Genomic DNA, 22,914 nt, shown 5'->3' on the forward strand with positions numbered 1-22,914 from the left:
CTACCTCAAAGTTTAATTGCACCCACTATACCCACATTTTAAGCATATACTACAACCACCTGTATGTGCAATTCCTTCACTTCCACACTCAGGACACACAAATTTTTCATCTTCTTCAAAATTTTTATTTATTATTTCTTTGGCTTTTTCCTCTTTATTATCTTTTTCTTTTTTATTATTTTTATAACATTCTTTTTTATTATCTTCTTTTTTATTATTTTCTTCCTTTTTTTCATTTATTAAAATTCCACTCCTTTTACATCCATCCCTAAATATTGTTACTCCTTTAAGACCAGCCTCCCATGCCTTAATATATATATTGAAAACATCTTCAACTGTAGTTTCAAAAGGTATATTTATTGTAGATGATATAGAAGCATCAATATACTTTTGCCACACTTTTTGCATGTTTATTCTTTCTTCATATCCTATATTCATAGCAGTAACAAAAAAATCTGGCAAACATTCTTCATCTGTAATACCTTTCTTATCCATATACTCTTTAACAATTGGAGTATATACTTTATAATATACATCTTCATCATGCAAGCTTTCAGTTTTTCTTATATATGAAAGGTTAAATATAGGTTCTATTCCACCACTAATTCCTATCATTGTAGATATAGAACCTGTAGGGGGTATGGTTAAAAGCTGTGAATTTCTAAGCCCATACTTTTTAACCATTTCCTTAGTATCTTCATTTAAATTTTCTATAAAAAACTTAGATTTAGAAATATTTTCATATTTATACTCACTAAATGTTCCATATTCTTTAGCAATTAATGCTGATTGCTTTACAGCTTCATTTAGCATAGTCTTACCAATTAAATCACATAATTCTAAAGATTCATCAGAGCCATATCTTATTCCCATCTTTATAAGCATATCAGCTATACCCATTACACCTAAACCTATCTGTCTATATTTATGTACACTATCTCTTTGCTCCTGTAACGGGTGTAAGTTTAATCCTTCATCTAAGACATCATTTAAAGCTACTACAGCTTCTCTAACGCAAGATTTTAATTTATTAATATCAAACGTAGCATGTTCACCAAATGGTTGTATTATAAACTCTGACAAGTTTATTGAGCCAAGTAGACAACTTCCTCCACTTGGAAGTGGCTCTTCTGCACAAGGATTTACTCCTGAAAAGCAAAAGTTTTTATCTTCACTCATAAAATTATATGTTCTTATTTTATCCCAGAACAATATACCTGGCTCTGCATAATCCCAGTTATTCTTCACAAATTTATTAAACAACTCATACGCATTTACTATCTTGACTATTTTTTCTCCAGTAGTTTCAACTTCAAAAGTACAATTATATAACTTTTTTTCCTTTACAGCTCGCATAAATTCATCTGTTACTCTTACAGAAATATTTGCTTTAGTAACCTTCTCCAAATCTGTTTTTATATCTATAAACTCTTCTATCTCTGGATGATTTACGTCCATAGAAATCATAAGAGCTCCTCTTCTCCCCCTTTGACCAATCAAACCAGTTGTCATACTGTAAAGTTCCATAAAAGAGACTGCTCCAGTCGTATGTTTTGCGGCATTGTTCACTTTTGCTCCTTTTGGTCTTAACTTTGAAATATCAATTCCAACTCCTCCACCATAACTAAATGTTCTAGCAAGTTTTTTTGCAGTATCGAAAATATCTTCTATACTATCTTTTGGTGGTTCTATTACATAGCAATTGGAATATGTTATTTTTTTTCCTTCTTTTTGTAATCCTCTATTTGCTAAAATTCTTCCAGCAAATAGAAATCTTTTTTGTCTTATTAGTTTTGATATTCTTGAACTATTATTTGAAATTCTCTTTATCCATTCATCAAAACTCTCACCATTGTGTCTATACTTGTTCTTCCATATTGATTTTTGTAATTCATCAAAGTCCCAAGCTTTAGTTCTTATTTCAGAACGTCTTTCTCTATATAATATGTAGTGTTTTGCTATATCTTTTCTATTTGATTCCATAAGCAATACTTCAACTATATCTTGTATTTCTTCCACAGATAAGCATTTTTCCATAGAACTATAGTCATTAGCTATTTTTCTTGATATATCATATGCTAAATCTCTATCCACTCCACCTTCACTGTTTATACTAGCTTTATAGACAGCATCTTCAATCTTACTTTTACTAAAAAGTTCTTTCGTACCATCTCTTTTTATTATATACTTCATTTTTAGACCTCCAATAAATTAGTATTAAATTAATACACTTATTAACTATAACTCTAAACAAACTTTTTTATATGTTTGTATTTTTTCAGATTAATTATCTAGCATAATATATATTATACTATTTTATATTCAATATAACACTCCTTATAGTTATCTCAACTTGTAAAATATATTCTTAAAAAACTTAAAAATAATATAAAAAAGTATATAAAATTCCAATTATACTTTTATATACTTTATTTTTTTTATATTTTTATTATTTTAACTTTGATTAATTAATAAGTGATTAAACGATAAATTCTTTATTTTTTCTTTACAAATATATATTAATATTTTTATATTAATATTAAACATTCATAGTATGTATAATTTTATTTATAATTCTAAATAAATCTTTTTTATTTTACACACCATATAAATCATACTGCTCCAAAATAAATTTTATAATTTGATAAATAATACTAATAATATTTTTTTATCTACAATAATTTAATAATACTTTCAAATATAAAAAGGAATTGCCTATATAATTTAAAGGCAATTCCATAATTATCAATTAGTTTTTATTATTATGCAGTTTTACTGCTTTTAGATGGAATAAAGATTCCTATTATTCCCGCTATTACAACTGGAACTATCCAGTTAAATCCTAATGAAGCAAATGGTAAAATATCAATTAGAGGAATATTTACACCAAAGCTTTTTATAACTGTTAATATACTTACTAATAACGCCATATATGTAGCACATTTGAACACATTGTCATTTTTAATTTTATCACTAAATAAAGCTAGTATAACTAGAGTTATAGTTGCTGGATATACCATATTTAATATAGGAGCAGAGAATTTTACTATTGTACTTACTCCAAAGTTTGATATGATTGCACTAAACACACAAACTACTATAACTATATGCTCATACTTTAATTTTCCATCTGTAAGTGTTGAGAAATATTGACCTGCTGCTGAAGAAAGTCCTATAGCTGTTGTTAAACATGCTAATGTAACTATAATAGCTAATAAGATTTTACCTGTAGTTCCAAGTAAAGCTGCTGTTATTGCAACTATTAAAGCTGTTTGTTGAACATCTTGTCCATATTGTTGAGATACAGTTGCTCCAAGATAACATAATCCACCATAAACTAGTGCCATACCTATTACTGCAATAACACCTGCACTTACTGTGGCTTTCATCTTTTCTTTCTCACCTGTATACCCTTTAGCTATTACTGACATGATTATGATTGATGCAAATACACTAGCTGCTAATGCATCCATTGTTTGATAACCTTGAGTTATACCTTCTGCAAATACATTTTGTATTAAAGAACTGTCTCTTATTTCTCCTAATGGAGATATGATACCCTTAACTATTAATACTGCTAAAGCTATAAGTAAAGCTGGAGTTAAGATTGACCCAACTATATCTACAACTTTTGATGGTCTTATTGTTAAAACCAATACTAGAGCAAAAAATACTATAGAGAATATTACTGGACTTATTCCAGAACCTATTGTAGGTAATATACCCATTTCATAAGTTGTTGCTGCTGTTCTAGGTATTGCTAAAAGTGGCCCTATACAGATTACCATTGCACATCCTATTGCAATACTTAACCCTTTGCCTGCTCTTGAGAACATCTTTGATGTGTCTCCATTGAACTTAGTTGCTGCTATAACTGCTAATAATGCCAAACCACCATCTGCAAAAAGGAATCCTATGAAAGCTACTAGCCAATTACTTCCAGATAAAACTCCTAGATATGGAGGGAATATTAAGTTCCCAGCACCAAAAAACATTGCAAATAGTGCAAATCCAATTACAATTACATCTTTAAAATTGATTTGTTTCTCACCCATTTAAAGCACCCCCATCTGAATTTTACTACCTTTTACTAAGAAATAAGTCCAATCTCTTCTTAAATGAAAACCTTTTGACGAGATTTTATTTAATTATACATTTTTGACTTAAATTTGTCAATTATGTTTCATAATTTATAAAATCTTCACAATATTTAATACAACTTTTTTAATTAAATAAAACCAACCTGTATACTTTAAACATAGTTGTTTTTTTATTTTTTTTCTAATTTTTCTTGATAAAATTAATTATTCTGAATAATGGAAATATTAAGATTTTTTAATTATTCGATTTATTGCCAAGTTGTATTGCTTTATATTATGTATTGTATATATCAACCTCCTTTTTACATACATATAATCCTTTTAATTCAATTTAAATTTTAAATATTTTGTGTTTATTATATAGTCTGAAAAAAAAGCAGTCAATATCATTTTTAATTTTTTAAATTTTCAAAATTATGATTCCTGAAAAATCGTTTTCCTTTTATCAGAACTCCTATTTACGTTAGTTCTTGTAGTATTTTGTATTTATTTTGCTAAATTGACTATTAATTTTATTTAATTATCATTCTATTTTTATAGATTTATCACTTGTTTTTTAGTCTAGAAATCGTTTTTTCTGAAAATTCCTTATTATGATTTATTAGCTTATTTTTCTTCATAGCAATTATTTTCTAACTTCCAACTTACTTAAACTTTGCAGTTGCTAGTATTCATGTTTATGTACTCATATATCATAATTAACTAAAAATTCTTAATATATATCTGTAAGAAAACAATTTAGTCGTTTACTCAATTCATTTGCATAGTTATATGTCTTAAATTTTGTTTTATTATTGTCATAATTTTATTTATATTATATTTTTGTAAAAATCATCTAATACATATACTTAAAATTATAAAATTAATATAAAATTATTTTTTTAATCTCTATTATTGTTAAAAAATAAACCATCTATCTTTTTTATATTTTCTTATATTTTTTCTATATTAAATACAAATAATTAATTATAGAATCCAAAAATAAAAGGAGTATTTATACAAATAACTCCTTTTATTACAGATAACTCATTTATTTACAGTTGATTATATTTTAATTAAATAAAACTTAATTTGTTCCAAGTGTATTAGATTGGCTCTTTGATGGTATAAAATTACCAATTATTCCAGCTATTATAACTGGAACCACCCAGTTAAATCCTAATGAATGAAGAGGTAAAGATTTTACTACTGGAACATTTACTCCATAACTAGATATAACTGTTAATATACTTATAAGTAATGACATATATACTGCTCCTTTGTACACATTATCATTCTTAATTTTTTCATTGAAGAAAGCTAAAATTATTAAAACAATTGATGGTGGATAAACTATACTTAGTATAGGAGATGCTATCTTTATAATAGTTCCAACACCAAAAGATGCTACTACTGCACTGAATACAGACACAGCTAATACTATTTTTTCATAACTTAACTTTCCTTTTGTAAGTCTAGAGAAATATTGACCTGTGGCAGATGTAAGACCTATAGATGTAGTTAAACATGCTAGTGATACTACTACTGCTAAAATCGCTTTCCCGATATTTCCAAGTAAACCTTCAGTTATATTTACTATTACTTGTGATTGTACTGCATCTGTTCCATACATTGTGGATACAGTTGCTCCAAGGAAACATAAGCCTCCATAAACTAGAGCCAATCCTCCACAAGCAAGAACGCCAGCTTTACCAATCATTTTTAATTTATCACTAATAGTAGAATATCCTTTTTCATTTAAAGATACTATTAGTACTGACGCAAGCGCTATTGCTGCAAAGGCATCCATTGTCTGATATCCTTGACCAATACCTTCTGCAAATACATTAGGTATCATAGGTTTATCTATTATCTCTCCAAGTGGCGATACAACACCTTTTATAATTATAAATGCTAAAGCTATTAGAAGAGCTGGAGTTAAAAACTGTCCAACTATATCTACGACCTTAGAAGGTCTTATTGTCAATACATATGAAATCGCAAAAAAAAGTATACAGAATAATAACACTGGAATTGAAGTTCCAAATAAAGGCATTATACCCATTTCATAAGTTGTTGCACCTGTTCTTGGTATAGCTAGGAATGGTCCTATACATAAAATATCTGCACAACCTATAAGAATTCCTAGTTTCATACCACATCTTTTAAACATTTCAACTACATTTCCATCGAATTTAGCTGTAGCCATTACTGCTAGAAGTGCCAAACCAGCATCAGCAAATGTAAATCCTAAGAAGGCAATTAACCACTCTGGACCTGTAATTATTCCCAAGTACGGTGGAAATATTAAGTTACCTGCTCCAAAAAACATCGCAAATAACGCAAATCCAAATACTATAATATCCTTGGTCTTACCCATTATAAAATCCCCCTTTTTAACCTTATTAAATTAATAAAATACCTCAACTGTTTACACTTGTATAAATAAATTAAATAAAACAATAGAACTTATTATTAAATTAATAAAATTAATAAAATTAAATTTTTAATATATTGTATTGATTTGTTCTTATTATATATTATACGAAACAAACAAGTCAATATACCAAAATTTTAAATAGTCCTACTCATTTTAATTTTCAAAATATTAGGTATATTTGTCTTAAATTAATATTTTTAAAACTTTTCTAATCTAATTTATACTTTTATATGACAATATTTGTCCATATTTCAAAAAATAAAAAAAACTTTATAAAAAGTTTTTTTATTTTGTAATATTAAATTTTTAATTTTATTTTAAAATCTATCTTTTAAGATTTTCTGGGACTTCTAACGTTATATTCCCTATTTTTCCATCTCTAAATTCATTTAAAACAGTTGTAGCTATACGTGTATAATCTAACTCTTTTTTCCCTGTTATAAAACCCCTTTTATGACCAATCATATCCATAGTTTCAATTGGAGTTTCTCCTAGATAATCCAACTTATATCTAGCTTTCAGCTTCTCAGGTTCTATTTTCATAAGTTTTTCTATAAGTCTTAAAGCCAAAGTCTCAGTATCTAAAATCTCATCCTTTATAGCTCTACTAAATGCTAAATTTAATGCAACTTCTTGGTCTTCAAACTTAGGCCAAAGTATTCCAGGTGTATCTAAAAGTTCAAGATTTCCCTTTAATCTAACCCATTGCTTCCCTTTCGTTACTCCTGGCTTATCTCCAGTTTGAGTGCTTTTTCTACCTGTTAACTTATTTATAAGAGATGATTTACCAACATTTGGAACCCCAACTATCATTATTCGTATAGCTCTTTCTTTTCTACCTTTATCTTTCAAAGAGCTCATTTTTTCTCTAGTTACATTCTTACATTCTTCAATTATCTTATTTATACCAATCCCTTTTATTGTATCTACAGGTATAGCTTTTATATTAATTTTTTTATAGTACTCAATCCATTGATTTAATTTATCTCTATCTGCCATATCACTTTTATTAAGTACGACAACTCTTGGTTTATCTCCTACAAGCCTATCTATATCTGGATTTTTACTACTAAATGGTATCCTAGCATCCAAAAGTTCAACCACTACATCAATCAATTTTAAGTTGTTTTTTACCAACTCCTTAGTTTTTTTCATATGACCCGGATACCAGTTTATATGTAGATTGTCATCCATAAGATACTCTTCATATTCATTTGACACATGCATCACTCCTTATTAAATATTATATTATTATATCCTAATTCCACTTAAAAAATATATCTTTACAAACTAATAATATTGTCACCTTTTTAACACCATACTTTACATAATATTGTTCTCTTATTTTTAATATCATTACAAAATATAATACAGTACTTAGCAATTTTATTTTTCATTTTAAAAAACATAAATTCATTAGTAAATAATGTATATTTTCAACAAATAGTTCTATTTATTTCTAATATAATCGTCTGCTGTAATTTTCATTAAAATAGAAAGAGGACTGATAAATCAGCCCCCCATTTATAAGTAAAGTTTTTAATTATTTATTTCTAGCTTCTTTTATCTTAGCAGCTTTACCTACTCTACCTCTTAAGTAGTTTAGTTTAGCTCTTCTTACTTTACCTTTTCTAGTAACTTCTATTTTTTCTATTTTTGGAGAGTGAACTGGGAAAGTTCTTTCTACGCCAACATTGAAAGACATTTTTCTAACTGTGAAAGTCTCTCTTGCTCCTCCACCTTGTCTTTTTAATACTACACCTTCGAATACTTGTATTCTTTCTCTTTTTCCTTCTATAATTCTAACGTGTACTCTAACTGTGTCCCCAGGTCCAAAATTAGGAACTTCATTTTTTAATTGTTCTTGCTCAATTGCTCTTAGCATTTCATTCATCTTTCTTCCTCCTAAATATCATAGACGTTCTTAACTACCCGACCAGTGTAAACAGAGGAACGCCCGTATTTTCAACATTTTATATTATACTATACTTCAATAGTTATTACAAGCACTTTTATATTTTTAATTCCATTTATTAGGTACTGTATTGTACATACATATATTAATTTTGTATTATATTTTTATTTTTCTTTAGACTTTTTATATAAATCGAATCGTCTTTCTTTGGTTATTCTTATAGATTCTTCTCTTCTCCATTCATCTATCTTTTTGTGATTACCTGATAAAAGCACCTCTGGTACTTTTAATCCTTCAAAATCTCTAGGTCTAGTGTAATGAGGATATTCCAACAAGTTATTTTCAAATGATTCTTCTTCAAATGATTCTTCTTGGTTTAATACACCTGGTATTAATCTTGATATAGAGTCTATCATTATAAGTGCTGGAAGCTCTCCTCCAGTTAATACATAATCTCCAATTGAAATTTCATCAGTGACTATTAAATCAATGATTCTCTCATCTATTCCTTCATAATGACCACATAGCAGTATTATATCTTCTTTGACAGACATCTGCTTTACTATAGACTGATTATATACCTTACCTTTTGGAGTTAGATAAATCACGCTTGGATTATCTATATTGTGAGTTGTTATTATATGCGTATACGTGTCATATATAGGTTGAGGAGTCATTACCATACCAGCCCCTCCTCCAAACGGATAATCATCTACTTTTTTATGTTTATTATTAGAAAAATCCCTTATATTATATATATGAACTTCAATTATACCTTTTTCAACTGCTCTTTTCATTATACTTTCATCCATATATGAATTAAATATTTCTGGAAAAAGTGTCATTATATGAAATCTCATATTACCACCTAATCTATCATTCCCTTAATAGGGTCTATAATCATTTTTCTTTCATCAATGTTTATTGTAGGTACAAATTTTTTTACAGCTGGTATCATAAATTCTTTATCTTCCTCACCTTTTACTACGTAAACATCATTTGCTGAATATTGAAGAACATCTTCTAGCACTCCTACATATTTTCCATCTACAGTTAAAACTTCCATTCCAATCATATCTGCTATAAAAAATTCTCCTTCTTCAAGCTCTCTGCTATCTTCTCTAGACACGTACATAAATTTATTTTTTAACTTTTCTGCTTTCTCTATGCTATCTATCCCTTTTATTTTCATTATAACCATAGAACCTTTGTATCTTACTTTCTCAACAGTCCATTTATTATTTAAATCTTTTCCTAGATAGAAGTCTTTTAATTCATCGAATCTCTCTATATCATCAGTAAGTGGATAAACTCTTACCTCACCTTTTAGACCTTGTGTATTTACTATTTGACCTACCTTAAAATGAGTTAATTTTTCTTTCATGTTATCACCTTCTTAAAAAATTTAATCTTACGTGGTCATATCATCATAAAATCTTAAACGACATATAATTATATAAAAAGGACTAGGTATTATACCTAATCCTCCTATTTACACTATCTCAAGAGAAACTTTTATATTTTCTCTATTTGCAACAGATCTTACGACAGTTCTTATAGCTTTAGCTATTCTTCCCTGCTTCCCAATAACCTTACCCATGTCTTCTTGAGCAACTGTAAGTTTTAAAACGATACCGTCATTATCTTCAAATTCCTCAACAATAACTGAATCAGGATTATCAACTAGAGCCTTAGCTATATCTACAACTAGCTCTTTCATATATTTCATCTCCTAAAGTAACCTCAGCAATGAGTACTTACTTAAACTAATTGCCAAGAAAAAATTATTTTGCTTGTTTAGAAGCTTCGAATTTTTCTATTACTCCGTTTTTTACAAGTAATTTTTTAACTACTTCTGTTGGTTGAGCACCAGTAGCTAACCATTTTATAGCTTTTTCATCATTTATTCTTACTTGTTTAGGTTCAGAAATTGGATTATAGTATCCTATTTCTTCTATAAATTTTCCATCTCTTGGAGCTCTTGAATCAGCTACTACTATTCTGTAGAAAGGTTTTTTATTAGCTCCCATTCTTTTTAATCTTATTTTAACTGCCATTACAGTCACCTCCGAATAATTTTTACTTTTTTATATTTTATTTAAAAAAAGGTAAACCGCCTAAGCCGCCCCTTTTCTTCATACTTTTTTGTGAACCAGCAAACATCTTCATCATTTTTTTCATTTCATTAAGTTGTTTTATAAGTCTATTTACATCTTGTACACTAGTTCCACTACCTCTAGCTATTCTCTTCTTTCTAGAAGCATTTAATATTCCTGGGTTTCTTCTCTCATATGTAGTCATTGATTGAATTATGGCTTTAGTTCTCTTCATTTCTTTGCCATTCAAATCTACATCTCCAAGTTGGTCTTTTACATTTCCCATACCAGGTATCATACCAAGTATCTTGTCAAGAGGTCCCATATTTTGTATTTGTTCCATTTGTTGTAAGAAATCCTCAAAATCAAGTTCTTGTTTTTTGATTTTTTGTTCTAATTCCTTAGCTTTCTCTAGGTCTATGTTTTCTTGTGCTTTTTCTATTAAGCTTAAGACATCTCCCATACCTAATATTCTCGATGCCATTCTATCTGGGTGGAAAGGTTCTATATCGTCTAGCTTTTCTCCCATACCCATAAATTTTATAGGCTTTTGTGTAACTGCTCTTATTGAAAGTGCAGCACCACCTCTAGTATCTCCATCTAATTTAGTTAATACAACCCCATCAACACCAAGTGCTTCATTGAAGCTTTCAGCAACATTTACAGCATCTTGACCTGTCATAGAATCTACAACTAAAAGTATTTCATGTGGCTTAATTTCTGATTTAATAGATTTTAACTCATCCATAAGTAATTCATCTATATGAAGTCTACCAGCTGTATCTATAATAACTAAATCATTAGCATTTTTAATTGCATGGCTTAAACCTGCTTTTGCAATATTTACTGGATTTTCCTTATCTCCCATATTGAACACAGGTATATCCAATTTTTCTCCAACAACTTGAAGTTGCTTTATAGCTGCTGGTCTATAAATATCACAAGCCACTAATAAAGGTTTTTTACCTTGCTTTTTAAAATATCCTCCAAGTTTACCTGCTGTAGTAGTCTTACCTGCACCTTGCAATCCAACCATCATTAAAATTGTAGGTGGCTTTGAGGAAATCATTACTTTACTTTGTACATCTCCCATTAAACTTGTAAGTTCTTCATTTACAATTTTGATTACATGCTGAGCTGGAGTTAAGCTTTGCATAACTTCTTGTCCAACACATCTCTCTTGAACTTTTTTTATAAAATCTTTAACTACTTTAAAGTTAACATCTGCTTCAAGAAGAGCAAGTTTAACTTCTCTCATAGCATTTTTTACATCTACTTCTGTAAGTTTTCCTTTTGATTTTAACTTACTAAATGCCCCTTGTAGTTTATCAGACAATCCTTCAAATATCATTTTATCATCTCCCTACATACATCTTCTATATTTTCTAGCTTAGGGATTAAATTAGCACAATCTCTATTGTGCAATAAATCTTCTTTAATGTCAATAACTTTATCTTTTATAATCTTAATATTTTTTTCCTGCTCTTGAATCTTTGATACTAAGTGTAACTTCTCTTCATAATCTCTTAGTATTTTTTCTGAACGCTTTAGAGTATCATATACACCTTGCCTTGATACATTCAGATTTTCACTAATTTCACCTAAAGAATAATCTTCTTCATAGTATAGAGCAACTATTTCTTTCTGCTTGTCAGTTAATAATTCTTTATACTGTTCAAATAACAATCCAATTTCGACCATTTTTTCTATATTCATATCTTACACTTCCTAGCAGTATACTGTAAAGGTTATCTACTTTACACTATTGTATTTTATATCATATAAACACTCTTGTCAACCATTATTTTTAAAAGAATACTAGTTGCCAAATAATGCATCTGAAAATGATTTTGCATTGAAATCTTGTAGGTCTTCTACTCTTTCTCCAACTCCAATTAGTTTTACAGGTACATCCACTTCTGATTTCACTGCAAGCACCACTCCACCTTTTGCTGTACCATCAAGTTTTGTAAGTACTATACCTGTTATATCTGCAACTTCTTTAAATGTCTTTGCTTGCACAACTGCATTTTGACCGGTTGTAGCATCTACTACAAGAAGTACTTCACGCTTTGCTTCTGGAAATTCTCTACCTACTATTTTAAATACTTTTCCAAGCTCATTCATAAGATTAGCTTTATTGTGTAATCTTCCTGCTGTATCACATATTAATACATCTATTTTTCTAGCCTTTGCTGCTTTTATAGCATCAAATACCACTGCTCCAGGGTCTGCTCCTTCTTGATGCTTTATTATATCTACATTGGTTCTATTTGCCCAGATTTCTAATTGCTCTGTGGCTGCTGCTCTAAATGTATCTGCTGCTGCTAATAAAACTTTTTTGCCATCTTTTTTGTATCTATTTGCTAGTTTACCTATTGTAGTAGTCTTACCAACTCCATTTACACCTACCATTAATATTATACATGGTGCTGGTTCTATATCTAACGTAGAGTTTTCATTTGTAAGAATATCTTCAACTATAGATTTAAGTTCCTCTCTTACTTTTATTGGTTCAGTAATACCTTTTTGCTTTATTTTATCTCTTAGTTTTCCAATTATATCCATAGTTGTATTTACACCAACATCTGCTGTTATTAAAATTTCCTCTAAATCTTCAAGTAATTCTTCATCTATTTTTGTATATGATTTTAAAACCTCATCTATTCTATCAGTTATTCCTTGCTTTGCCTTTGTCAATCCTTGTTTTAGTCGTTCAAATAAGTTAACTTTCTTTTCTTCTTTATCTTCCACCTCTTCAACTTCTTTATCATAATTTTCTAATTCTTCTGTTATATCCTCATTAGAATCAGCACTTGAAATATCATCTACTTCTAGTTCATCACTAGTTATCTGACCTTCTACTGCTTCATTTTCTCCAGTAATTTCATTGTTAGTTGCTTCTTCATCTTTTTCTTCAATATCTTCTACTTTATCTATCACTTCTTCTTCAAGCCCTGAAAAAATAGTTTCTTCCAAGTTTTCTAGACTATCAGTACTGCCTTCTACTTCTTCTTCTGCATCTTTTTTTTCGATTTCCTTTTCCTTGTCTTTTCCAAAACCAAATAATTTTTTTAACACTGTTTTTCCTCCTATGTCAATCTAAGTTATATAATATCTGTTATTTCCTGAGCTTCTTTTAATTTTAAACTAATAACTTTTGAAATGGCTTTTTCCTGCATTGTAACTCCATAGATATAATCAGCAGCTTCCATAGTTCCTCTCCTATGAGTTACTGATATAAACTGCGTTTCTTTAGATAAATCCTTCAAAAATTCTCCAAATCTAAATATATTTGCATCATCAAGTGGAGCTTCAATCTCATCTAATATACAAAATGGTGTTGGTTTTGTAATCAATATAGCAAATAATATACTTATTGCTGTTAAAGCTTTTTCTCCACCAGACAATAGGTTTAGGTTTTTCATTTTTTTACCTGGTGGTTGAGCTGTTATTAGTATATCACTTTCTAATAAATTTTCTTTATCTAAAATAGTTAATTCTCCACAACCTCCACCAAATAATCTCTTATACACATATTTAAAGTTTTTGCTTATTTCTTCAAATTTAATCTCAAATTCAGACTTCATATTTTCTTCTAATGTATGTATAAGTTTTTCTATCTCTTCCATAGACTCCTCTAAATCTTGTTTTTGTTCACTATAAAAATCGTATCTTTCTTTTATTTCTTCATATTCCTTTATAGAGTCTATATTTATATTTCCAAGACTTCTTATTTCTCTCTTTAGACTTTCTAAGAATTTTCTATCTATATCCAAATCTTCATCTTTAATTTCCAATGCTTGTACTAGAGTCATCTCATATTGCTCAAATAACTTATTTATATATGTGTCTTGACTAGTTTTTAATCTTTCTAATCTTCCACCAACTTTAAATAAACTTTCTTTAAGTTCTATATGTTGTCTATCTATAGTTTTTAATTCTTTATTAATTTCATCAAAACTATTTTTCAAATCATCTTTTGCTATTTTTCTAGTTTCAAGATTTCTATTACTATCTCCTAATTGTTTTGTTAAATTTTCTTTTTCTTTTTCTTCAGTAGCTATAGAATCTTGTAGTTTAACTATTTCTTGTCTTTCATAATTCAATGACTCTTCTAATTGTTTATTCTTTTCTTCTAGTTCACAATTTTCACTAGATATTCTCTTTATATCTCTAACTATACTATTGTAAGCTTCTGTTTTCTTCACTAAGCTTAAGTTTAATTCATCAAATTCAGATTTTTCTTTATCATATAAATCATTGTATCTTTTTATTTCATCATTCAATGCATCAATTTTTTCTTTGTTTTGATTGTATATATTATTTAACTCTTCCATATCTTTTCTAACATCATCGCTTTTTTCGAGTGTATAACTTAAATTAGAGTTTAAATCATTCTTCTCATTTTCTAATTTAGTAATACTACCTTTTAACGATTCAATTTCAGATTCAATATTCTTTGTACTGGTACTTTTTATTATTATACTTTTTTCTAAATCTTTTATTTTACTTTCATGTGAGTTAATTTCATTTTTTATATTTTTTACATCTTTGTCTAGAGATTCTCTTTTTAATTCTAAATGTGAAATCTCATTCTTGATATTATTTATCTTTTCTGTATATTCATTAATGTATCTTTTTCTCGATAGTATATTCCCATTAGTTTTTAGACTTCCTCCAGTCAAAGAACCTCCTGGATTTAAGATTTCACCGTCTAAAGTTACTATTTTAAACCTATGACCAGTTTCTTTTGCAAATTTTATACCTTCATCTATATTATTTATAAGTATTGTTCTTCCAAGTATATTTTCAAGTATATTTCTATACTTTTCATCAAATGTAATTAAATCACTTGCTATTCCTATGAACTTAGTATTCGCTTTTAAGTTTCCTAGACTTATTTTATTTGATTTAATTATATTTAATGGAAGAAATGTTACTCTACCTAAATTATTCTGCTTTAAATAGTTTATTGCAGATTTAGCACTAAACTCATCATCAGTTATTATATTTTGCATATAAGCACCAAGAGCTGCTTCTATAGATTTCTCATATTTTTCAGGTACACTTATAATTTGACCTAATGCTCCATGAACCCCTTTTAAGTTTTTATTTTTTAGTACTTCTTTTACTCCTCTATTAAATCCTTCATAATGATTTTCCATATCTATATAGACATTTAACTTTGAATTATATCCATTTAGATTATATTTACTTTTCTGTATTTCATCTTCTAGTTTATTGTATTCACTAATTGAATCTTGCAAATTAGTTGATAATTCTTTATGTCTATTATTTACATTCTTTAAGTTCTCACTTTGCATATTAAACTCTTTATTTATACTATCTAATTCAGATGACTTTATTTCAATACTCCTGTTTAATTCTGCTATTTCTGAGTTTATATTTTCATCTCTGATATTCATATTTTCTTTATTTGCATTTAAAGTGGACAACTTATTACTAAACTCTTGTTTTTTATTTAATATATCTATTATACTTTCTTTAAATAATTCTATCTCATTATTTAAGGATTCTAACTTAACTTTTTGTTTGTCTTTACTGGATTCCAATACTTTTATATTTTCTTGCAAGGTAGATAGTTCTTCATTACCTAATGACTTATTAATTTCTAACTCTTTTATGTATTGCTTATTTTCATTTAGTTTTTCTTTTATATCATTTATTTCTATATTTTTTCTATTAATTTCATTCGTAAAATTTATTATTCTTTCCTTAATTAAATTTATTTGGGACTCTTTTTTTGATATAACCCCTTTAATTGAGTTTATATAATCTACAGATTTTTCAATTACATCCTGTAATACCTCTATCTCTTTATTAATATCTTCTTGCTTTTTCTCTACAACACTTTTTTGTTCTTCTTTTTCATTGAGTTCCTTTTCAATTACCTTGCTATGTTCATTAACTTCGCTCAATTCTTTTTCTATTCCTTCAATTTCTCTTATAAAACTATTTACTTCAAATATCTTTAATTTTTCACTTATTTCCAAGTACTTTTTTGCTTTTGTCTGTTGATTAAAAAGAGGCTTTAATTGATTTTCAATTTCTATATATACATCATCTATTCTTTCTAAATTTTCCTTTGTATTACTTAGATTTCTTTCTGCTTCCTGTTTTTTATATCTATATTTTGATATGCCACAAGCTTCATCAAAAACTTTTCTTCTGCTTAAAGGATTATTACTTAATATTTCATCTACTTTTCCTTGTTCTATGATTGAATAACCATCTTTTCCAATACCAGTATCTAAAAAGACTTCTTTTATATCTTTTAATCTGCAACTCTTATTATTTAGAAAAAATTCACTTTCACCATTTCTATAAGCTCTTCTTCTTATAGTTACTTCTGTAAAATCTAATTCTAATTGATTTTCAGAATTATCAATAGTAAGGGCCACCTCACAATAATTCATAGGTTTTTTTGTATCTGTACCTGCAAATATTACATCTTCAAGTTTATCACCTCTAAGACTCTTAATACTCTGTTCTCCTAATACCCATCTTACAGCATCAGATATATTACTTTTTCCACTTCCATTTGGTCCCACTATTGCTGTTATTCCTTCTTTAAAAATAATATCTGTTTTTACTGGAAAGGATTTAAATCCCTTTAACTCTAGTCTTTTTAAATACAAATCGTTTCTCTCCCTTCATTATTAAAACTAAAGGTCATAAATGTCATACAATTTTCTATGAATGTCTCTCATATTAGCACTAATTAAACTTTTCCCATCTAACACAATTTCTAATTGATTTATATCTAAATCCGATTCTTGTGTTTTTAAAATCACACCAAGTTTTTTTTCCATATAATTAACATTTGTTTTTTTATTTCCTATAATTTTAGAAATATTCTTTTTATTAGATTTCACCAACATCTGTTTTATATTTTTATTTTGTAAAATAATAAATTCTAAATAATCTTTTATCATATCAGCTTCTACCAATTCTCTAAATGCAGGATGATATGGTCCTGCTAAAACAGCTTTTCCAATTTGTATATCATCATTAGCTTGAAGTCCAACTCTTATTACATTAATATTATTAACATAAAACAATACAAGAACTTTTTTTACTATGTTTACACTCTCTTCAAGGGTAAATGGATTGTATTCATTTTGTTCCATTAACTTTTCAAGACCTGTATCTTTTACTACTAAAGTTGGATAAACTCTAACACAATCTGGTTTTAGCTCTACAAATTTTTTTGCTGTAAATATACATTTTTCTTCTGTATCCGCTGGAAGACCAATCATCATCTGTAAGCCAAGTTTAATTCCACTATTTTTTATCATCTTTGAACTCTTGTACACAATTTCAGACTTATGACCTCTTATACTATCTAATAGTACTTTTTCATCTAAAGATTGTACTCCAAGTTCAATTATGCTTGTCTTATATTTTTTTAACATACTTAATATGTCTTCATCAATACAATCTGGTCTTGTAGACATTCTAATATCTTTTACGATACCTTTTTCTACATATTCTTTAGCAACTGATAATAAACTTTTTTGTATATCAATATCTATAGCAGTAAAGCTACCACCAAAAAATGCTATTTCTACATCAGCATCTTTATCTATAGTCTCTAAACATTCTTCAATTATATTTCTTGCATCTTCACTAGTAACATCAGTGCTCACGCCTGTTATTTTTTTTTGATTACAAAATATGCAATCATGGGGACATCCTTTATGAGGAACAAATATAGGTATAATTCTCTTTTTCATCTACAACATCCTTCTAATATAAATATTTCTTTTTATATTTTTACATATTATATTTCTTTTTCCCATAATTTTTTCTTTAAAGCTACTTTAGCAGCTAACTGTTCAGCTTCTTTTTTACTCTTGCCTTCTCCAATACCCAGTACATCTTCATTAATTCCAACTTCCATTATAAATCTTTTATTATGATCTGGTCCTTTTTCTTCTATAAGCCTGTACCAGATATTATTTTCTCCATTCCCTTGTAACACTTCTTGAAGATGCGTTTTGTAGTCTCTAAATATATTTCCTTTTCTTGAATCATAAATTATATTTTCCATATAATGAAGTATAAACTGTCTTGCACTTTCAAAACCTCCATCAAGATATATAGCTGCTATTACAGCTTCAAATGCATCTGCTAATATTGAAGTTCTATGTCTTCCTCCAGTTGCTTCTTCCCCTCTACCTAATAACATGTGAACACCTAAATTTATATCATTAGCTACTTCACTTAACGAATCTTCACAAACTATATTTGCTCTAAGTTTAGTTAGTTCCCCTTCGGGCAGATTAGCTTCTTTATTAAATAAATAATCACTTATCACTATGCCTAAAACCGAATCCCCTAAAAATTCCAACCTTTCATTAAAATTATATTTTTTATTTTCATTAGAATATGAGCTATGAGTAAGAGCTTCTAATATATATTCTTTATTTTTAAATTTATAATTTATAACATTTTCAAATCTTTGTATATTATCTAGTAATTTTTTACTTATTTTCATATTTACATCCCTCCAAAATCCTATTCTATAAATTCTAGTGTACTATTTTTGTCCAAGTATTGCAAAACCAAAATCCGTAATAATCTTCCTCATAAAAATAAAACTACCTATGAAACAAAATATCTCATAGGCATCATAGGCAGTTTTAATTCTTATGAATTTTTACTCTCTATCATCACAACTTGAACAACCACCACATGTACAATCATCATCACAATCATCTTCTGATGATAATATTACAGCCTTGCAATCAGGACAAACAACATCTACCTCATCATCATATAACAAATCTTCGTCTATTTCTACTAACTCTCCACAATTTGGGCATTCCATTTCTATATAGCTGAAGTCCTCATCATCGTCATCTTCTTCATAAATATCTTCTTCCATATCAGCAATATTTTCTTCTAAATCTGCTAAATCTTCATCTATAGATTCAACAAAATCCTGAAGTTCTTCTTGTTCTTCGTCCAATGTTACAATAGCATCTGCAAATACTTCTAATGCATCAACTATTTTATGTATCATTTTCCCTTCTTTACTTTCATTACTTACTTCTAATCCTTCTGCTAGGCCTTTTAAGTATGCAACTTCTTCATATAAACGTTTCATGTAACACCCCTCGCTTTCTTTTTTATATATAAACTAAAAGCTCATATATCTTATATTATTAAGATATATAAGCTTTTATATACATAAATTTTTATACTCTTGATAAATATTCACCTGTTCTAGTATCTATCTTTACTTTATCTCCAGTATTTATAAATAATGGAACTTGAACAACTGCTCCAGTTTCAACTGTAGCTGCTTTAGTTACATTACTTGCCGTATCACCTTTTATACCTGGCTCTGTGTCTGTAACTTCTAGCTCTGCAAAGTTTGGAGCTTCCACTTGGAATGGTTGTCCTTGGTAAAATCTTATTGTAGCAACTTCATTTTCTTTTAAGAACTTAATTGCATCTTCAACTTGCTCATAGTTTAATGGTATTTGTTCAAAATTTTCTTGATCCATAAAATAATATAACTCACCATCATTGTATAGATATTGCATTTGTCTTGTATCTATAACAGCCTTAGGGAATTTTTCACTTGGATTGAAACTTTCTTCTCTTATAGCTCCTGTTTTTAAGTTTCTGTATTTAGTTCTAACGAAAGCAGCTCCTTTACCTGGCTTAACGTGTTGAAAATCAACTACTAAACATGGTTGTCCATCTTTTTCAAATGTAACACCTTTTCTAAAATCACCTGCTGATACCATTTCTTGTTCCTCCATATTAAAATAAATTTCTTATTTTTTAGTAAATTTTACATTACTATGCCTTTAAAATTATATCTCTTACTTGAATTCTGTCAAGTCAGGATTACAAATTTTTACTATTATCATAATATCATAAGTTATACAATATAAACAAGTATTTGGCAAATTACTTATTCTATTATTTTTATTATTCTCCTCTACAATCTTAATCTATGCATTTTATATATTGATATTATTTAGTTATATAGTTCTCAATAATTATATTTTATATGACTTATTGATGTTATTTCTTGCTCTTAAACTTATGTATTTTTATATACTTTTACTAAAATTCCATATTTTTATTTTAAACTTGGTTTCATAGTTTTGACTACGTTTTGATAATTTCAATTTAATATTAACATATTGACCATCATTAGTAATTGATACATACATTTCATCTACATAATCTCCAATTTCATAACCACCAGCTTGACTATTTTCACCATTTAAAGAATTCACAAATAACTTATTTCGTCTTTCATTTAATATAATTTCTTTATTAGTTATATTTTCTTCATTATTAGTTATATTTTCATCTACATATCTACATTTTATAGATGTAGTCTTTTTAAATGTTTCTTCATCATTAGATACATTTATTATTCCCATAGAATTACTAATAATTCCTTCCATAGATTTTATGATTTCAAGACTTTGTTGTTGTAGTTCTATCTTATCTTCTATTCTTAGTTTTAAGTTTATTGTAAATACAAATACAGAATATAGAACTATTATCAGTATTACAATTGAAGTTAATGATATTACACTTTCCAAAAGTAAGTATCCATATTTACGTTTCATATTTTCCCTCTTTCAGAAGTACTCTTCCACTTACAGGTGTTATTGTTATAGTTTTTCTTAATCTATTATTATATATTTCTATTGTAGATGCTTTTTGAGGTGAACCATCAGATTTAAACTTTATTATTTCAATACTTCTAGCTATTTTTACATTTTTAGGTAGTATCATTGATTTAATATTTTTGCCATCTTTTCTCAATACATAACCTTCATGTTTATCTTGATTTACATAGTATATATATGTATTGTAATTGCTAAACATATTAATCCGCCTAACATACCTTATATCTGAACAAAGTTGACGTGCAAATAAATTTATTTTATGATTTTCAAGATTATCTTTTGGAAAAGATAATGTAGCTATCAATAGTATTATACTGATAGATACAATTAATTCTATTACAGTCACATTCCTTCTTTTTTCAAAGTTATACACCCCTATACTTATATACACATACTAGTTTTTTTTCATCAAAATTCTTCTTTATATTTTCAATTATGTTTTGTTTAAGTTCTTCTTCATATTCTTCAATATCTTTGTCTGTGGGTTCAACAACATCTTGATTAATGATATTTTCATTCCCAGTTTTAAATTCATTTAGAATTTCATTCTTTTCAGAGTCTTTATAATTGTTAAATGTTTTTTCATTAATTTTATTGTTATTAGATTTATCCATATAATCTTCAATGTCAATTCCTACCCATGGATTTATAATTTTTACTCTTACTTTTATTACTTTTAAAAATTCTTTTTCTCTAACTGTACTTGCTATATCAAATTCAAAAAAGTCACCTCTATCGTAGATAGTATTATTTTCTACCTTTAAAGAAAGCTCCTCTAAGTTACTATAAGATGTATCCTTTATTTTTTTTATACAATCAATCATGTTATTTCCTAAGAAATATTCTCTAAATTCGTCTTCATTATTAGCTTCATTAATGGCTTCCTCAACACAAGAAAGTACATTGCTTACTGATATTTCAATTCCACTTAAAGAAATTTCTTTTAGTTGAGTGTCTTTGTATTCCAACTCAAGCATATTATTATGTGTATAAATTAAACCTATGCACATAATGCACACAGTACTTATAATAGAAAATATTATCAATGCTATTATTAATATAGAGCCTTTATTTTCTAGTAACATAGCTATTAAACCTCAATTTTTTAATTTTATTTTTTATTTCTATATTTATTTCATAACATTGATAATAATCTAAAACTTGTTTTACTGTACTGCTAATTTCATATCCATTTATGTAATTTTTTTCTGTCTCATCTTCAATTGACTCATATTTACTATTTTGTATTCGATACTTCTCATCTTCTATATATTTTTTTGCTGTATTTAACATTTCTCTATCAGATATATTTCTACTAATAAAACTATAACAACTATACAAAGATGTAGAAACTAAATAAACAATCACATATAATATAGTAATACTTATTATACATTCGATTGATATAAAACCACTCTTTCTTGTTTTCAATAATAAAAACTCCTAAGTAATATTTTATATATAAACGTTTAATTATAAGTTTTTTCATTGTAATCAAAATCTCTTCCTGTCCATATACAGATTAATACACCACCTTCATTCTTAATAGTATTAACTACGACTAATACTTTTTACTTGTAATAAACTTTACCCAAACAATTAATTATATTTACCTTTTTAAGTATTGTAAGATTACACCCCCTATATTCATATTTTTTATGATTTCTAATGCTTTTCCTGAATCTTTTGGCTC

The 22,914-nt window shown here is 27.6% G+C and carries 21 protein-coding genes; all 21 read right to left on the reverse strand.

Annotated elements, in window-relative coordinates:
• Positions 1 to 12: 12 nt before the first annotated feature.
• On the reverse strand, positions 13 to 2,193 hold the full coding sequence (locus tag IR152_RS09675) for an adenosylcobalamin-dependent ribonucleoside-diphosphate reductase (RefSeq protein WP_227451649.1): 2,181 nt from the start codon (positions 2,191 to 2,193) through the stop codon (positions 13 to 15).
• Between the two features lie 569 nt (positions 2,194 to 2,762).
• Positions 2,763 to 4,055: a branched-chain amino acid transport system II carrier protein gene (gene brnQ / locus IR152_RS09680; protein WP_227451650.1), complete on the reverse strand. Its 1,293-nt coding sequence runs from the start codon at positions 4,053 to 4,055 to the stop codon at positions 2,763 to 2,765.
• 1,111 nt (positions 4,056 to 5,166) lie between these two features.
• On the reverse strand, positions 5,167 to 6,459 hold the full coding sequence (gene brnQ, locus IR152_RS09685) for a branched-chain amino acid transport system II carrier protein (protein ID WP_227451651.1): 1,293 nt from the start codon (positions 6,457 to 6,459) through the stop codon (positions 5,167 to 5,169).
• 384 nt (positions 6,460 to 6,843) lie between these two features.
• A complete protein-coding gene (gene ylqF / locus IR152_RS09690) occupies positions 6,844 to 7,746 on the reverse strand; it encodes a ribosome biogenesis GTPase YlqF (RefSeq protein WP_255624714.1) in 903 nt (300 codons plus the stop codon).
• 316 nt (positions 7,747 to 8,062) lie between these two features.
• A complete protein-coding gene (gene rplS, locus IR152_RS09695; RefSeq protein ID WP_227451653.1) occupies positions 8,063 to 8,413 on the reverse strand; it encodes a 50S ribosomal protein L19 in 351 nt (116 codons plus the stop codon).
• 185 nt (positions 8,414 to 8,598) lie between these two features.
• Positions 8,599 to 9,294, reverse strand: coding sequence for a tRNA (guanosine(37)-N1)-methyltransferase TrmD (trmD, locus tag IR152_RS09700; protein ID WP_227451654.1), 696 nt, complete (start codon positions 9,292 to 9,294; stop codon positions 8,599 to 8,601).
• An 8-nt stretch (positions 9,295 to 9,302) separates the two neighbouring features.
• Positions 9,303 to 9,818: a ribosome maturation factor RimM gene (gene rimM / locus IR152_RS09705; protein WP_227451655.1), complete on the reverse strand. Its 516-nt coding sequence runs from the start codon at positions 9,816 to 9,818 to the stop codon at positions 9,303 to 9,305.
• A gap of 108 nt (positions 9,819 to 9,926) precedes the next feature.
• Positions 9,927 to 10,154, reverse strand: a complete 228-nt coding sequence (locus tag IR152_RS09710) for a KH domain-containing protein (protein ID WP_227451656.1) — start codon at positions 10,152 to 10,154, stop codon at positions 9,927 to 9,929.
• A 64-nt stretch (positions 10,155 to 10,218) separates the two neighbouring features.
• A complete protein-coding gene (gene rpsP, locus IR152_RS09715; RefSeq protein ID WP_003419338.1) occupies positions 10,219 to 10,491 on the reverse strand; it encodes a 30S ribosomal protein S16 in 273 nt (90 codons plus the stop codon).
• 37 nt (positions 10,492 to 10,528) lie between these two features.
• Positions 10,529 to 11,881 (reverse strand): signal recognition particle protein, encoded by a 1,353-nt coding sequence (gene ffh / locus IR152_RS09720; protein WP_227451657.1) that lies wholly within the window; start codon positions 11,879 to 11,881, stop codon positions 10,529 to 10,531.
• Positions 11,878 to 12,246: a YlxM family DNA-binding protein gene (ylxM, locus tag IR152_RS09725; protein ID WP_227451658.1), complete on the reverse strand. Its 369-nt coding sequence runs from the start codon at positions 12,244 to 12,246 to the stop codon at positions 11,878 to 11,880. The genes ffh and ylxM overlap by 4 nt, the downstream gene beginning before the upstream one ends.
• A 102-nt stretch (positions 12,247 to 12,348) precedes the next feature.
• Entirely contained in the window at positions 12,349 to 13,611 is a 1,263-nt protein-coding gene (gene ftsY, locus IR152_RS09730) for a signal recognition particle-docking protein FtsY (protein ID WP_227451659.1), read from the reverse strand.
• 26 nt (positions 13,612 to 13,637) lie between these two features.
• Positions 13,638 to 17,192 (reverse strand): chromosome segregation protein SMC, encoded by a 3,555-nt coding sequence (gene smc / locus IR152_RS09735; RefSeq protein WP_227451660.1) that lies wholly within the window; start codon positions 17,190 to 17,192, stop codon positions 13,638 to 13,640.
• 27 nt (positions 17,193 to 17,219) lie between these two features.
• Complete coding sequence (locus IR152_RS09740) at positions 17,220 to 18,290, reverse strand: elongator complex protein 3 (protein ID WP_227451661.1); 1,071 nt, start codon at positions 18,288 to 18,290, stop codon at positions 17,220 to 17,222.
• 47 nt (positions 18,291 to 18,337) lie between these two features.
• Entirely contained in the window at positions 18,338 to 19,054 is a 717-nt protein-coding gene (gene rnc / locus IR152_RS09745) for a ribonuclease III (RefSeq protein WP_227451662.1), read from the reverse strand.
• Between the two features lie 162 nt (positions 19,055 to 19,216).
• Positions 19,217 to 19,666 (reverse strand): CD1247 N-terminal domain-containing protein, encoded by a 450-nt coding sequence (locus tag IR152_RS09750; RefSeq protein WP_227451663.1) that lies wholly within the window; start codon positions 19,664 to 19,666, stop codon positions 19,217 to 19,219.
• Between the two features lie 91 nt (positions 19,667 to 19,757).
• The gene (gene efp, locus IR152_RS09755) at positions 19,758 to 20,315 is read right to left on the reverse strand and encodes an elongation factor P (protein ID WP_227451664.1); all 558 of its coding nucleotides are present in this window, start codon (positions 20,313 to 20,315) and stop codon (positions 19,758 to 19,760) included.
• Between the two features lie 312 nt (positions 20,316 to 20,627).
• Positions 20,628 to 21,158 (reverse strand): hypothetical protein, encoded by a 531-nt coding sequence (locus IR152_RS09760; protein WP_227451665.1) that lies wholly within the window; start codon positions 21,156 to 21,158, stop codon positions 20,628 to 20,630.
• Positions 21,148 to 21,567 carry a hypothetical protein gene (locus tag IR152_RS09765; RefSeq protein WP_227451666.1) on the reverse strand — a complete coding sequence of 140 codons (420 nt, stop codon included), beginning with the start codon at positions 21,565 to 21,567 and terminating at the stop codon, positions 21,148 to 21,150. The genes IR152_RS09760 and IR152_RS09765 overlap by 11 nt, the downstream gene beginning before the upstream one ends.
• Positions 21,568 to 21,586: 19 nt before the next feature.
• On the reverse strand, positions 21,587 to 22,306 hold the full coding sequence (locus tag IR152_RS09770) for a hypothetical protein (RefSeq protein WP_227451667.1): 720 nt from the start codon (positions 22,304 to 22,306) through the stop codon (positions 21,587 to 21,589).
• A complete protein-coding gene (locus IR152_RS09775) occupies positions 22,290 to 22,652 on the reverse strand; it encodes a hypothetical protein (RefSeq protein WP_227451668.1) in 363 nt (120 codons plus the stop codon). The genes IR152_RS09770 and IR152_RS09775 overlap by 17 nt, the downstream gene beginning before the upstream one ends.
• Positions 22,653 to 22,914: the final 262 nt, after the last annotated feature.

It is taken from the genome of Clostridioides sp. ES-S-0108-01 (assembly GCF_020662285.1).
Taxonomy (GTDB): Bacteria; Bacillota; Clostridia; order Peptostreptococcales; family Peptostreptococcaceae; genus Clostridioides.

What these genes read in the sequence shown, in the direction of transcription:
- IR152_RS09675 (WP_227451649.1), bottom strand. Translation starts at nt 2,193, where the DNA reads ATGAAGTATATAATAAAAAGAGATGGTACGAAAGAACTTTTTAGTAAA.
- brnQ (WP_227451650.1), bottom strand. Translation starts at nt 4,055, where the DNA reads ATGGGTGAGAAACAAATCAATTTTAAAGATGTAATTGTAATTGGATTT.
- brnQ (WP_227451651.1), bottom strand. Translation starts at nt 6,459, where the DNA reads ATGGGTAAGACCAAGGATATTATAGTATTTGGATTTGCGTTATTTGCG.
- ylqF (WP_255624714.1), bottom strand. Translation starts at nt 7,746, where the DNA reads ATGCATGTGTCAAATGAATATGAAGAGTATCTTATGGATGACAATCTA.
- rplS (WP_227451653.1), bottom strand. Translation starts at nt 8,413, where the DNA reads ATGAATGAAATGCTAAGAGCAATTGAGCAAGAACAATTAAAAAATGAA.
- trmD (WP_227451654.1), bottom strand. Translation starts at nt 9,294, where the DNA reads ATGAGATTTCATATAATGACACTTTTTCCAGAAATATTTAATTCATAT.
- rimM (WP_227451655.1), bottom strand. Translation starts at nt 9,818, where the DNA reads ATGAAAGAAAAATTAACTCATTTTAAGGTAGGTCAAATAGTAAATACA.
- IR152_RS09710 (WP_227451656.1), bottom strand. Translation starts at nt 10,154, where the DNA reads ATGAAAGAGCTAGTTGTAGATATAGCTAAGGCTCTAGTTGATAATCCT.
- rpsP (WP_003419338.1), bottom strand. Translation starts at nt 10,491, where the DNA reads ATGGCAGTTAAAATAAGATTAAAAAGAATGGGAGCTAATAAAAAACCT.
- ffh (WP_227451657.1), bottom strand. Translation starts at nt 11,881, where the DNA reads ATGATATTTGAAGGATTGTCTGATAAACTACAAGGGGCATTTAGTAAG.
- ylxM (WP_227451658.1), bottom strand. Translation starts at nt 12,246, where the DNA reads ATGAATATAGAAAAAATGGTCGAAATTGGATTGTTATTTGAACAGTAT.
- IR152_RS09740 (WP_227451661.1), bottom strand. Translation starts at nt 18,290, where the DNA reads ATGAAAAAGAGAATTATACCTATATTTGTTCCTCATAAAGGATGTCCC.
- rnc (WP_227451662.1), bottom strand. Translation starts at nt 19,054, where the DNA reads ATGAAAATAAGTAAAAAATTACTAGATAATATACAAAGATTTGAAAAT.
- IR152_RS09750 (WP_227451663.1), bottom strand. Translation starts at nt 19,666, where the DNA reads ATGAAACGTTTATATGAAGAAGTTGCATACTTAAAAGGCCTAGCAGAA.
- efp (WP_227451664.1), bottom strand. Translation starts at nt 20,315, where the DNA reads ATGGTATCAGCAGGTGATTTTAGAAAAGGTGTTACATTTGAAAAAGAT.
- IR152_RS09760 (WP_227451665.1), bottom strand. Translation starts at nt 21,158, where the DNA reads ATGAAACGTAAATATGGATACTTACTTTTGGAAAGTGTAATATCATTA.
- IR152_RS09770 (WP_227451667.1), bottom strand. Translation starts at nt 22,306, where the DNA reads ATGTTACTAGAAAATAAAGGCTCTATATTAATAATAGCATTGATAATA.